This window comes from Lederbergia graminis, from assembly GCF_042655485.1.
Classification (GTDB): Bacteria; Bacillota; Bacilli; order Bacillales; family Bacillaceae_C; genus Lederbergia; species Lederbergia graminis.
Genome location: NZ_JBHSMC010000027.1, coordinates 82,993 through 95,750, shown reverse-complemented (window position 1 = coordinate 95,750; position 12,758 = coordinate 82,993). Strand labels below are relative to the sequence as shown.

The 12,758-nt window shown below is 39.3% G+C and carries 10 protein-coding genes and 1 riboswitch; of the genes, 6 read left to right on the top strand and 4 right to left on the bottom strand.

The annotated features are described in order from the left end of the window. The first annotated feature begins 229 nt into the window (after positions 1 to 229). Positions 230 to 1,060, top strand: coding sequence for an octanoyl-[GcvH]:protein N-octanoyltransferase (gene lipL / locus ACFPM4_RS17435; RefSeq protein WP_382354622.1), 831 nt, complete (start codon positions 230 to 232; stop codon positions 1,058 to 1,060). 90 nt (positions 1,061 to 1,150) lie between these two features. On the opposite strand, the gene ACFPM4_RS17430 is transcribed toward lipL, so the two are convergent. After that, complete coding sequence (locus ACFPM4_RS17430) at positions 1,151 to 1,885, bottom strand: RsfA family transcriptional regulator (RefSeq protein WP_382354619.1); 735 nt, start codon at positions 1,883 to 1,885, stop codon at positions 1,151 to 1,153. A gap of 179 nt (positions 1,886 to 2,064) precedes the next feature. Between ACFPM4_RS17430 and ACFPM4_RS17425 the strand changes: the two genes are divergently transcribed. Then, positions 2,065 to 3,366 (top strand): HD domain-containing protein, encoded by a 1,302-nt coding sequence (locus tag ACFPM4_RS17425; protein WP_382354616.1) that lies wholly within the window; start codon positions 2,065 to 2,067, stop codon positions 3,364 to 3,366. A 633-nt stretch (positions 3,367 to 3,999) separates the two neighbouring features. On the opposite strand, the gene ACFPM4_RS17420 is transcribed toward ACFPM4_RS17425, so the two are convergent. Continuing rightward, positions 4,000 to 4,188 carry a 2-hydroxymuconate tautomerase gene (locus ACFPM4_RS17420; protein WP_382354613.1) on the bottom strand — a complete coding sequence of 63 codons (189 nt, stop codon included), beginning with the start codon at positions 4,186 to 4,188 and terminating at the stop codon, positions 4,000 to 4,002. Positions 4,189 to 4,309: 121 nt separating this feature from the next. Here ACFPM4_RS17420 and ACFPM4_RS17415 point away from each other — a divergent pair, with 121 nt between their 5' ends. Beyond that, positions 4,310 to 4,948 carry a site-2 protease family protein gene (locus ACFPM4_RS17415; protein ID WP_382354802.1) on the top strand — a complete coding sequence of 213 codons (639 nt, stop codon included), beginning with the start codon at positions 4,310 to 4,312 and terminating at the stop codon, positions 4,946 to 4,948. A 20-nt stretch (positions 4,949 to 4,968) separates the two neighbouring features. Further along, entirely contained in the window at positions 4,969 to 5,490 is a 522-nt protein-coding gene (locus tag ACFPM4_RS17410; protein WP_382354610.1) for a YwhD family protein, read from the top strand. 368 nt (positions 5,491 to 5,858) lie between these two features. Here the strand turns inward: ACFPM4_RS17410 and ACFPM4_RS17405 are convergent, their stop codons facing one another. Next, positions 5,859 to 7,871: a transglycosylase domain-containing protein gene (locus ACFPM4_RS17405; protein WP_382354607.1), complete on the bottom strand. Its 2,013-nt coding sequence runs from the start codon at positions 7,869 to 7,871 to the stop codon at positions 5,859 to 5,861. A gap of 352 nt (positions 7,872 to 8,223) precedes the next feature. Between ACFPM4_RS17405 and ACFPM4_RS17400 the strand changes: the two genes are divergently transcribed. Both ACFPM4_RS17400 and argS read left to right on the top strand, forming a co-directional pair. Beyond that, positions 8,224 to 8,667, top strand: a complete 444-nt coding sequence (locus ACFPM4_RS17400) for a YwiB family protein (protein WP_382354604.1) — start codon at positions 8,224 to 8,226, stop codon at positions 8,665 to 8,667. Then, on the top strand, positions 8,664 to 10,334 hold the full coding sequence (gene argS / locus ACFPM4_RS17395; RefSeq protein WP_382354601.1) for an arginine--tRNA ligase: 1,671 nt from the start codon (positions 8,664 to 8,666) through the stop codon (positions 10,332 to 10,334). The genes ACFPM4_RS17400 and argS overlap by 4 nt, the downstream gene beginning before the upstream one ends. A gap of 875 nt (positions 10,335 to 11,209) precedes the next feature. Here the strand turns inward: argS and cls are convergent. Next, a complete protein-coding gene (gene cls, locus ACFPM4_RS17390) occupies positions 11,210 to 12,406 on the bottom strand; it encodes a cardiolipin synthase (protein WP_382354598.1) in 1,197 nt (398 codons plus the stop codon). A gap of 134 nt (positions 12,407 to 12,540) precedes the next feature. Next, positions 12,541 to 12,726: riboswitch (cobalamin riboswitch) on the top strand. Positions 12,727 to 12,758: the final 32 nt, after the last annotated feature.

Here is a 12,758-nt window from a genome sequence, read left to right as displayed (position 1 = left end):
CGAGGCCTTTGCTCCCGCAGGAGTCTTCGTGTATTTCCTCCGCTGGTAACATTCGATTGAAACAGCTCCCTACTGTGCAATCATCAAGTTGAAGATTCCACAGAAATTGCTTTTTGGAAATTAAAAAGCCGAACTATCTTGAAACTGATTCAAGTAATAGTTTGGCTTTTAATTCCATATACATTCTTTTATCCCAGCTCCCTCTAGTTACTTATGAAGGAGTAAAGACATGTTAGAATTACTGAAACAGCCAGAATGGCGCCTTATCGATCAATCAAGCATTAATCCACATTTCCATGCCATTCAATCATTCGCTATCGATGATACACTATGTATGTCAGTTGGAAGCGGCTATTCACCGCCAACTGCTCGATCATGGGTCCACGTCAATACACTAGTACTCGGCATTCAAGATACCAAATTACCTGACCTACAAGCAGGACTGGATTTTTTACAATCAAAAAACATCACTGGAATAGTCCGTAACTCTGGTGGTCTAGCTGTTGCCCTTGACGAAGGTGTTCTCAATCTATCACTTATTGTACCGGATACAGAAAAAGGGATAGATATCAACCGAGGCTATGATTCTATGTGGGAACTTATTCGCATAATGTTTGCAGACTTTGACGTTGAAATTGAAGCGCGAGAAATCGTCGGTTCCTATTGTCCAGGTAGCTATGACTTAAGCATTAATGGAAAAAAGTTTGCTGGTATCTCACAACGCAGAGTGAGGAAAGGTGTAGCTGTCCAAATCTACCTTTGTGTGACGGGTAGTGGACAACAACGAGCGCAATTAGTGAAGGAATTTTATGAGCATGCAAAATACAACGAATCAGAAAAATTTGTGTTTCCGGATGTTCAGCCAGAGGTAATGGCCTCATTGTCTGAACTAATGAATGTTGATCTAACGATTCAAGATGTCATGTTTCGTTTTTTGACCACATTACATAAATTAAGTGGGAAAATATATAACGAACAACTACATGATGATGAATTGGAATGGTTCCAAGGATATTATGAGCGAATGGTTGATCGAAACAGAAAAGTAGTGAAGCTGTAGATATACTATCAGCTCCACTACTTTATTAAATAGCTGTTTGATTAGTACCAAACATGCTATTACTTATAATGTAAACAACTAATCCACTAATTATTCTGCCAATTTTTCTAAGTTACCGTTACGATCCATTTTGAATGAATTTGCAGTACGATCTTCTTCATCAAATAATACGAGTTTGCGGGCACGATTTAATATTTTCATTAAAGTTTCGTAGTCTTCTTGCATCGTAACAGAATTGTCCTCTAGTTTTTCAACTTGCTTTTTCAAATCCTTATTTTCAGCTCGTAAATCTTGTAACTCTCTTTTTAATCTCTCATTCTCATTTCTTAGTATATCTTTTTGGAATTCCGATGTTTGGAATGTTTGTAAATAGTGAATTACCTTATCAATATTCATTTCACCTGTATTCATATCACTTGGTGCAGGTAAAAGTTTGCCAGTAAAGGCTTCCGCATTTTCTTGGCCCATTTCCTCTGTAAACATATTAAACTGACGTGGTAATTCGCTCAATTCCTCATTATCTTGCGCATCTGGAATATACGTCATTGGTGGCTGATAGAGTAGCTTTTTCTTACCACCTGTTTCTTTACCTAGCATTCGCTGTCTTTGTTTACGTTGTTTCTTCGCCAAATCTAGTGCTTTTTCATATTGATGGCGAACAACTGCATTCCATCTAAAACCACAAGCAGCTGAAGTGCGATTTAATTTGTCGCCAACTTCTTCAAAAGCATTTAATTGTGTACTACCTTCTCGTACATGTCGTAAAACAGTTTCAGCTAGTAATAAATCATTTTCTTCTGTCCATGCATCTTGACGTGTCTTCATTGTCATCAACTCCCATTTTTCATCCATTATTTTATTAGTTTTTCCCGTAGCTATAGCATGGACAAGATATCCAATTTATATACCAAAATCGTAAAAAAGTTACTAGATAGTTATTTCCTTTATAAAAGGCAATAAAGCCGATATAATAGAAACATGATAGATAGGAAGAGGGTTGGATAATGCAAAGTTCCAATATGAAGTTAAGCGAGGAAAAAGTTTTTAAAGACCCTGTTCATCGGTACGCACATGTTAGAGACAAAATCATCTGGGATTTAATTGGTACGAAAGAATTCCAAAGGTTAAGGAGAATTAAACAACTAGGGACAACGTATTTGACCTTCCATGGTGCTGAACATAGTCGTTTTAATCATTCGCTTGGTGTATATGAAATTGTGAGAAGAGTAGTGGATGATGTTTTTAAAGGTCGACCTGAGTGGAATGAAGACGAAAGACTACTATCTTTATGTGCCGCGTTATTGCATGATTTGGGTCATGGTCCATTTTCTCATTCCTTTGAAAAAGTTTACCATTTAGATCACGAACATTTTACAAGGGAGATTATTTTAGGCAATACAGAAGTAAATCAAGTTTTATTACAAGTTAGTCCTGATTTTCCGGAAAAAGTTGCTGCTGTAATTGGAAAAACATATCACGATAAACTCGTAGTTAGTTTGATTTCTAGCCAAATTGATGCGGATAGAATGGATTATTTGCAACGAGATGCTTATTTTACAGGTGTAAGTTATGGTCACTTTGATATGGAGAGAATATTACGTGTCATGCGTCCGCGAGAAGACCAAGTTGTATTTAAATCAACTGGGATGCATGCTGTTGAAGACTATATCATGAGTCGCTATCAAATGTATTGGCAAGTTTACTTTCATCCTGTAACAAGAAGTGCAGAAGTAATCTTAACGAAAATTTTACAACGTGCTAAAGCCTTATATGAGGAAAACTATAATTTTAAATATGAGCCAAGGCATTTTGTTTCTTTATTTAATGAAGAAGTAACATTAGAGGATTATTTAAAATTAGATGAATCTGTCGTTCTTTATTATTTTCAAATGTGGCAAGACGAAGAGGATTCTATTTTACGAGATTTATGTAGTCGCTTCATGAATCGTAAGCTGCTAAAATATGTTGGTTTTTCTCCAGATAAAAAGGAGATTCTATCAGAACAGCTTAGCGAACTTTTCCGAGCGGCTGAAATTGACCCGGAATATTATTTAGCGTTCGATTCATCTTCAGATTTGCCATATGATTTCTATCGACCTGGGGATGAGGAAGAACGACGTCCTATTCATCTATTAATGCCCAACGGTGAGCTCCATGAATTGTCGAGGGAATCTACGATTGTCGATGCGATCTCAGGAAAGCTACGTAGTGATCATAAACTGTACTATCCAGAAGAGATTCTATTAGACTTTTCAAAACATGAAAAAGTGAAGCGAGAGATACTGGCGATATTGAAAGGGAAGTAATGTGTCTCTGAGGATTACATGATTATGCTGGCGGAAGATTCGGGGATAGTTCCTTAAGATGGAGTGATAGTGATTAACTGTCATTAATTTGCGGGAATAATGCCCTGGAATCGGAAAAAAGCGAGAATCGGTAACTAATCGTTGTGAATAGTGCCCTGGAAACGGGAAAAATGGAGAACCGGTAATTAATCGCTGAGAATAGTGCCCTGGAATCGGAAAAAAGCGAGAATCGGTAACTAATCGTTGTGAATAGTGCCCTGGAAACGGGGAAAAGTGAGAATTGGTAACTAATCGCTGTGAATAACGCCCTGGAATCGGAAAAAAGTGAGAACCGGTAACTAATTGCTGAGAATAACGCCCTGGAAACAGAAAAAAGCGAGAAATGGTAACTAATTGCTGTGAATAGTGCCCTGGAATCGGAAAAAAGTGAGAACCGGTAACTAATCGTTGTGAATAGTGCCCTGGAAACGGGGAAAAGTGAGAAAAGGTAACTAATCGCTGAGTATAATGCCCTGGAAACAAGGAAAAGCAAAAAACGGGAGTTAATCCTCGGGAATAACGCCCGGAAACGTTAGAAAAGAGAAGTGCGGTAACAATTCGCGGTTGAATCAAAAGTGGTTCAACCGCGTTTGATTACTCTTGATCGCTTAGTCGTTTTCCGCCTACAGCGTAATGGTTTTTACTCATTTCTTCAATGAACACAACAACCTTATCTTCAGATGCACCAGTAGTTTCGCTGACAGCAGCTGTTACTTTCTCTACAAGTGCCTTTTTTTGATCCTCACTGCGTCCTTCTATCATTTTGACTGTTACATATGGCATTTGCATTTCCCCCTAATATTTATGTATTAGTCAAAGTGTATTCGTTTTTTAATCATCAATCAAGATGCTATACTATAAATTAGTGAAAAACGGATGATAAGGAGTTGGCTGTGTGGATTTTTTGGAGCGCTTTTTACGATTTGATATAGAACAAATACCGCTCATTGCGGCAGTGTTAATTATTGCGTTTACGGTACATGAATTTGCTCACGCGTATACAGCATATAAATTAGGTGATACAACAGCGAAGGACCAAGGTCGATTAACATTAAACCCAATTCAACATTTGGACCCAATTGGTACATTATTGATTTTTATTTTTGGGTTCGGTTGGGCGCGTCCAGTCCCAGTCAAACGCCGAAACTTTAAAAACCCACGACTTGGGGGAATAATTGTATCGTTGATGGGACCTCTAAGTAACTTTGCACTAGCAGTGATAGGTACTGGAATTCTAGTGTTATTTAGTGCAAATTTCCCGCCGATGTTAGTTGAGTTTCTCTTGTGGTTTAATTATTTTAACGTCTTATTATTTGTCTTTAACTTATTGCCTTTACAGCCACTAGATGGATACCGGATATTAGAAGATTTAGTGTCTCCATCTGTAAGAGCAAAAATGACTCAATACGAGCAATATGGCTCCTTAGTATTTTTAATATTAGTGATTACTCCACTTGGGAGTTATACGATATATCCAATATTAAATACAGTTATTCCATATTTTGTGAGCAATTTGCAAAATATGTTCCTATCGCTTTTATAAATGAGTAAGGAGGAATATGTATGGAACAGAATAAGAAAAAACTAGAGTTTAATATAATAAAAAATGATCCAACTGATGGACATAAAGGATATGGAATTGGTTCTTTAAGTCTAGAAAATATCACTCCTGTTATGATCGATGTTGATGAAGGGGAAGTGTGGATCGAGTTACAAGCAATGCATGCGAGAAGTAAGACGGAACGAAGTGTTAAATATTTAAAGACACTAGAAGAGTTAAAAGAAGATTATCCAATTGAGGATTTGAAGAAATATTGGATTATTTGGGTTGCTGTTGATAGAAAAGTAGAGGGGCCGTATTATGCAGGTTTAGGAGCATGTGAGCTCTATATTAATCGCCCTGCACGCCGCGGATTTAAGTCAATGCCACAACATGTGAATCATATGGATAAAGCAATGAAGGGGAAAATCGTGGTTGATTCAATGGATGACAAATCACGGTTGGCACTAGCTGATTTTCTACAAAAACATGATGAAGGTATGTGGGAAAGATCCAGTGACGAATTAAAACAAGCACTCTCCTAAAATTTGGGTGATGTGTTAGAAATTCCTGGCAAAAAATGACGAAAATATGAACATTTTATGAAAGATTTCAAAAAACAATCCCTAACCTTGCCCAATTCTAAAAAAATAAGTAAACTTACATATAGTTCGCATACTGCAAACTAGGACAAAGAAAAGCGGAAGGCGGTCGTAAAGGGACGAAAGGCAAATGTTCTGATTCAAAGAAAGGCGTACTTTTCCTTTCAGTGAATCAGGTTATTTGACCCCGAGTCCCTACCGCCTGCAGCTAGACAAAGAAAAGCGGAAGCGCCTGGACAGCCTTTCGCTATAAAGAAAAGACCGAGGCCGCACACCTCGGTCTTTTCTTTATGAAAAAATGCATGTATACGTTAAAATCCGAATACGTGATCTGTACACATTTCGGTTGGTTCTGTTCCTGCTTCAAAATAAGTTAGTCTAAATGTTGGGCAGAAACTTGTTGCTAGTTTACCATTTGATGGATCAATAGGTACGGCTTCGACTCCAACTGGTGGTCGAAAGGTGTGAAGTTTCTCATCTTCTCCCTCAAGCGCCTGTTCCATAAATCGAATCCATATATTTTTGGCATACAGTTTATCTGCTGTTAGCGTAATTTCCTTCCCGCTATCATAGCCTGTCCACACAACAGCAGTAAGGCCAGGAGTGAAGCCGGCCATCCAGCTATCTGAGTTCGTCGACCCCGATTTACCTGCATATGTGCGACTCATCTGATTAATCATCGAAGCTCCTGTGACAGTAGCGTAGCCATTTAATTTTGAATCAAACATTCCTGTCATCATATGGCTCATAATAAAAGCTTGTTCTGGAGAGAATTCTTGTTGCTTTTGTTGTTCGGCTTCATAAATGACATTTCCTTTACTATCTTCTACCTTCGAGATAAAGACAGGTTCTACTTTTTTTCCACCATTGGCAAACATGCTATACGCATTTGCTAGTTCGACTACCTTAATTCCAGATGTACCTAGAGCAAGGGAAGGGACAGCTTGCATTGGACTTTGAATTCCAAAACGTTTTACGGTATCAACGAGTACCTCCTCGCCGAGAAACATATGAGTTTTCACTGCATACACATTATCAGAGACTGCGAGTGCTTGTGCCATCGTCACATCGCCATTTGCATACCTTTCATTAAAGTTATGAGGTATATACTTCGAATTTCCATTATCGTACTGAAATGTCGTTAATTCACTACGCATTAAGGTAGATGGAGTAAATCCACGTTCTAATGCAGCAAAGTAGAGCAATGGTTTCAATGTAGACCCAGGTTGTCTAGATGCTTGCGTTGCCCGATTAAATGGGCTTTCATCATAATCACGACCACCGACAAGCGCGGTAACATAGCCAGTCCTAGGGTCCATAGCAGTAAAGCCTACTTGTAAGTCAGAAGAATCGTCCATTGTTTGTTCTACTATTTTTTCTGCTATTTGTTGTTGCTTTAAATTAAGTGTTGTATAGACTTTTAATCCACCTAGAGCAATGACCCTTTCATCGAGGCCAACTGTACGGATTAACTCCTTTTTTACTTCATCGAAAAAGTATGGAGCAATCTCAGCGCGATGATGTGGATGTTTTCCTACTAATGTTAGTTCTTCCTTGGCGGCAATATTTTTTTCCTCTGCCGTAATCATATTTAAATCATGCATTTCATTCAAAATGAGTAATTGTCTATTTTTTGCATTTTCTGCAGAGTAAAAGGGCGAATAAACACCAGGCCCTTTTGGAATCCCTATAAGTAATGCAGCTTCCGCAAGCGTTAAATCTTTTGCGCTTTTTCCGTAATAATATTGACTAGCTGCTTCAATTCCATAGGCACCATGACCAAAGTTAATCGTATTTAAATAGCCTTCTAATATTTGATCTTTGTCATAATTAATTTCTAGCCGCATTGCATAGAAGGCTTCAGAGATTTTTCTTTTCCATGTCTTATCCATCGTTAAGTAGAGATTCCGCGCATACTGTTGGGTAATCGTACTAGCACCCTGTACTTTTTCCATTGCTTGGACATTCGCGACTACGGCACCAGCTATTCTTTTTACATCAAATCCAGCGTGTTCATAAAAATTTTGATCCTCAATCGCGATGACCGCATCTATGGCAGAAGGAGAAATCTCATCTAAAGGTACCCAATAACGCTTTTGACCGCTATTACTCTCCCCGAAAATCTCCCCATCCACTGTGTAATATAAAGTAGATTGTGGAATTGCTAGGGGAGGAGGACCTAACACTCTCATATAAATATAAAAAGAAGTAAATATAATTGCGAAAATGATGAAAGCAAAAATACTAATAAATGTTATTAACCGAAACGTTCTCCATTTCTTTCTACTGACTCTAGTTTCCGCCTCCACTTTTCTCACCTCCATAAACTAGCAATCTCCCTTCACATTATGAAGATAAAATCAGGTTTTTATTCATGAAACGAGAAGAAACTTAATTTTTTGCGTCATTTTTCATAAAATTTGCACTTTCTGCGAATACCGACATCATTCCCCCGTTACATTGCTTTTCCACCAATATTTTCATATAATATTTAGATTACAAGAAAAGCGTAAGGCGGTCGTTAAGGGACGACAGGCAAATGTTCTGATTCAAAGAAAGGCGTATTTTGCCTTTCAGTGAATCAGGTTATTTGACCCCGAGTCCCTGCCGCCTGTAGCTAGACAAAGAAAAGCGTAAGCGCCTGATGGACAAGACTACATAAAGGATGTGATTAACATGATGGTGGAAACGCAAACTCCCGTCAAAATCCATCTAAAGAATAAAATTCAAGTAGATGATGAAGCAGAAACATATGAATTAACCCTTTTTGGAACTCATTATCGCAAGAAAAATGCGATTTACTTAAAATATGATGAGGTACAAGATGAGGGGACGGTACATACTATTGTAAAAATAACGAATGATGAAGCCGTTATTATAAGAAGTGGTATCATTAAAATGCGTTTAAGTTTCCAACTTTCACAGGAACGAAATGGTTCACATGAAAGTGGCTTTGGACATCTATTTTTAACTACGAAAACTAAAAGACTTCAGCATACGGAGCAAAATAATGAATGCGAGGGTGCACTACACTTAGCTTATGAACTAGCAATGGAAGGTACTGTTGCAGGTTATTATGAAATGGATATTCACTATGAGGAGGATATGGTAAAAAAATGAATATTGTCGAGCAAATTCAAGAGAACATAAAACAGGAAATTAAAGCAGCAGTAATAAAAGCAGGACTTGCAGAAGAAAGCCAAATTCCAGACGTCATTTTAGAAACACCAAAGGATAAGGAGCATGGTGATTATTCCACAAACATGGCGATGCAACTTGCGCGTGTAGCAAAGAAAGCACCACGTATGATTGCGGAGCAGATTCAAGCAAATATGGATACTTCTAAAGTTTCGATTGAGAAAATAGAAATTGCTGGACCTGGTTTTATTAATTTTTACTTAGACAATAGTTATTTAACAGCAATTATCCCAACCATTTTTGAACAAGGGGACGAGTATGGTCGTTCTAACAGTGGAAAGGGTCAAAAAGTCCAAGTGGAATTCGTCTCTGCAAACCCAACAGGGGACTTGCATTTAGGACATGCTAGAGGTGCAGCAGTTGGTGACTCTATTAGTAACGTATTAGATAAAGCTGGCTATGAAGTAACTCGTGAATTTTATATAAATGATGCTGGTAATCAAATTCATAACCTTGCTGTTTCCGTAGAAGCTCGTTATTTCCAAGCGCTAGGCTTAGAAAAAGAAATGCCAGAAGATGGATATCATGGGAAGGATATTATCGGGATTGGTAAAAAATTAGCCGAGCAATATGGGGATAAGTATGTGCATGAGGATGAAAAGACTCGCTTCGAATTTTTCCGTAAATATGGTCTTGAGTATGAACTTGCTAAATTGAAAAAGGATCTTGAAAATTTCAGAGTTCGTTTTGATGTTTGGTTTTCAGAAACTTCCTTATATGAAAATGGAAAGATTGAGCCTATGCTTGAAATCCTTCGTGAAAAGGGACATATTTACGAACAAGATGGAGCAACTTGGTTCAGATCCACGACATTTGGGGATGACAAGGACCGTGTTTTAATTAAAAATGATGGTTCGTATACTTATTTAACGCCAGATATTGCGTATCACTTGGACAAAATTTCTCGTGGCTTTGATAAATTAATCAATGTGTGGGGCGCTGATCACCACGGATACATTCCTCGTATGAAGGCTGCAGTAGAGGCATTAGGGTATGAGCGTGATCTTCTCGAAGTTGAAATCATTCAGCTCGTACATTTGTATAAAGATGGCGAGAAAATGAAGATGAGTAAGCGGACAGGGAAGGCAGTAACAATGCGCGAACTTGTTGAGGAAGTTGGCCTAGACGCTGTTCGTTACTTCTTCGCAATGCGCAGTGCGGATACACATATGGATTTTGATTTAGATTTAGCAGTTTCGGAGTCTAATGAAAACCCTGTATACTATGCACAATACGCTCATGCACGTATAAGTAGTATTCTGCGTTCAGCAGAGGAAAAAGGTTTTTCTGTAGATGCGGGTGTTGATTTAACATCTCTATCTAGCGAGAAATCGGTGGATCTTTTGAAAAAGCTTGGTGAATTCCCTCAAGTAATTGCCGATGCAGCTGAGAAAAGAATTCCACATCGCATCACGCATTACATTTATGAATTAGCATCTACATTCCACAGCTTCTACAACGCGGAGAAAGTACTGAATGAAGATAATGAAACAGAAACAAAAGCTAGACTAGCTCTTGTCAAAGCTGTTCAAATCACATTAAAAAATGCACTTGCACTTGTTGGTGTATCTGCGCCAGAAAAGATGTAAGTTAATAGAAAGGACGGTGGGAGGCCACCGTCCTTTTTCTATTTCTGCCTACTTTTAGGGGGAAGTATGACATGCTAGTAGATTTGCGTTCCCTCATCAGAGAGAAAATCGTTTGATCGGTCAGGCAAGAGCGTCCAACGTGCCCGGCTCGACGAGAAAATCGTTCAAGTGGTAGCGCTGGGAGGTTCAACGTTCCCGGCTCGGCGAGTGAACCGTTCAAGTGGTCACGTAAGAGCGTCCAACGTGCCCGGTTCGGTGAGAAAATCGTTCAAGAAGTAACGCTGGGCGGTTCAACGTGCCCGGCTCAGCGAGAAAATCGTTTAAGAGGTAACGCTGGGCCGTTCAACGTGCCCGGCTCAGCGAGAAAATCGTTCAAGGGGTAACGTTGGGCCGTTCAACGTTACCGGCTCAGCGAGAAAATCGTTGCAGTGGTCACGCAAGAGCGTTCAACGTGCCCGGCTCGGCGAGAGAACCGTTCGAGCGGTAACGCTGGGCCGTTCAACGTGCCCGGCTCAGCGAGAAAATCGTTTAAGAGGTAACGCTGGGCCGTTCATCGTGCCCGGCTCAGCGAAAAAATCGTTGCAGTGGTCACGCAAGAGCGTCCATCGTGCCCGGTTCAGCGAGAAAATCGTTGCAGTGGTCACGCAGGAGCGTCCAACGTGCCCGGTTCAGCGAGAAATTCGTTCCAGTGGTCACGCAGGGGAGTTCAACGTGCCCGGCTCAGCGAGAAAAACGTTTCAGTGGTCACGCAGGAGCGTTCATCGTTCCCAGCCAAGCGAGAATACTATTCAAGTGGCAACGCAGGAGCACCTATCTCAAACCCAATAATTAATAAAAATCGCTAGTTTGGTGTCATTTATACCCACTAGCGATTTTTATAATAGGCCGCGCACTAATCCGGCGATCCATTCTCGGAATGTCACAGAAAATGGTACCTTTTTTAAGTTTTCCAAAGTTAAAAAGGTGGAGCGGTTCATATCTTCTTGAAGTGCTTCTTTTACTTCTTTGATAAAATCTTGGTCATAAATGAAACAGTTGATTTCGTGATTTAAAAGGAAACTGCGATTGTCAAAGTTGGCAGTTCCGATATCACATATCGTGTTATCTAAGACGATTATTTTTGCATGGAAGAAGCCTTTTTCATATTGGTGGACTTTGCCTCCCGCGGCGAGCAATTTTCGCAAAAAAGGGAATGAACCTTCTTTTACAAATGGATGGTCTGCCTTATCGGGAACGAGCACACTCACATATACGCCTCTTTTTAATGCGTCTAGTAGGGCAAGAAAAACCTTCTTTGGTGGTACGAAATAGGGTGTCCCAATGATGATAGATTCTTCCGCACGATGAATTAAATTTTCGATATGCTCGACTACTCCGATTCCTTCTGAAGGGTAAAAGTAATGGACTGATTCCCCAACGACTTTCTCAGGTTTATGAGGCATATCTACTTTCTTCTTTGTCGCCCGATACCAATCCACGAGAAATTCTTGTTCTAAATCGAGTGCGCCTTCCCCGACAATGCGGATATGGTAGTCGCGCCAAGGGGATAATTCTGGTTCCATATCGATATATTCTTTTCCAATGTTATAACCACCGAGATATCCTATATGTGAATCAATGATGGTGATTTTACGATGATTGCGTTGTTGTAGTGTGAAAAAGAGAAATGGAAAGCTAGGTCGATGACAAAATTCAATTTCGATACCATATTTTTGCGCTTCCATAATCCATTCCTTTGGAACTTTTCGACTGCCCAACCAGTCAAGTAGTAACCGAATTTTTATTCCTCTTTGTGCTTGCTCGATTAATGCTTCAAAAAATAATTTGCTGAACCGATCATTTTTCACGATATAAAATAAGATATGAATCGAGTGTTTTGCTTCTTGTAAATCCTGGAAGTAACTTTTATATAATTCTCCGCCGTTTGTGATGAGTTGGATGTGACTTTTTCTTTTTGGATATTCTCGTTTTTTCCAGTTTTTCGCATGCACATATTTACCAAGGTGAAAGTCGATATAGCCCCATATTCCGATGATGGCAATAATTAAGCAGATTACGAATAACCACCGCATATTTCAACCTCCAACTTTTTTTCTATGCATGCATCGTCTCCAGTAAATGAAGCATATATTCTTGTTATTCCCTAAAAAGCGACAAAAAAGCTGATAGAAATGAAAAAAAGATGTATAATGACGTTGAAACAAAATTACATAGCTAAAGATTCGGTGCTTTTTATTTTATGAAAAGCTTAAAAGGGAAGTTGGTGTAAATCCAACACGGTCCCGCCACTGTAAATGGGAGTGAACTGTGCAATCCACTGTGCAATACGCATGGGAAGGAGCAGTAAGCGATGATCATAAGTCAGGAGACCTGCCGAATCTACTGCACCTGTCAACCTACGAGGATAGGAGGGTGAAGAATTAG

Excerpts from the sequence above, each read along its gene's own strand:
- lipL (WP_382354622.1), top strand. The coding sequence starts at position 230 with ATGTTAGAATTACTGAAACAGCCAGAATGGCGCCTTATCGATCAATCA.
- ACFPM4_RS17430 (WP_382354619.1), bottom strand. The coding sequence starts at position 1,885 with ATGAAGACACGTCAAGATGCATGGACAGAAGAAAATGATTTATTACTA.
- ACFPM4_RS17425 (WP_382354616.1), top strand. The coding sequence starts at position 2,065 with ATGCAAAGTTCCAATATGAAGTTAAGCGAGGAAAAAGTTTTTAAAGAC.
- ACFPM4_RS17420 (WP_382354613.1), bottom strand. The coding sequence starts at position 4,188 with ATGCCATATGTAACAGTCAAAATGATAGAAGGACGCAGTGAGGATCAA.
- ACFPM4_RS17410 (WP_382354610.1), top strand. The coding sequence starts at position 4,969 with ATGGAACAGAATAAGAAAAAACTAGAGTTTAATATAATAAAAAATGAT.
- ACFPM4_RS17405 (WP_382354607.1), bottom strand. The coding sequence starts at position 7,871 with ATGGAGGTGAGAAAAGTGGAGGCGGAAACTAGAGTCAGTAGAAAGAAA.
- ACFPM4_RS17400 (WP_382354604.1), top strand. The coding sequence starts at position 8,224 with ATGATGGTGGAAACGCAAACTCCCGTCAAAATCCATCTAAAGAATAAA.
- argS (WP_382354601.1), top strand. The coding sequence starts at position 8,664 with ATGAATATTGTCGAGCAAATTCAAGAGAACATAAAACAGGAAATTAAA.
- cls (WP_382354598.1), bottom strand. The coding sequence starts at position 12,406 with ATGCGGTGGTTATTCGTAATCTGCTTAATTATTGCCATCATCGGAATA.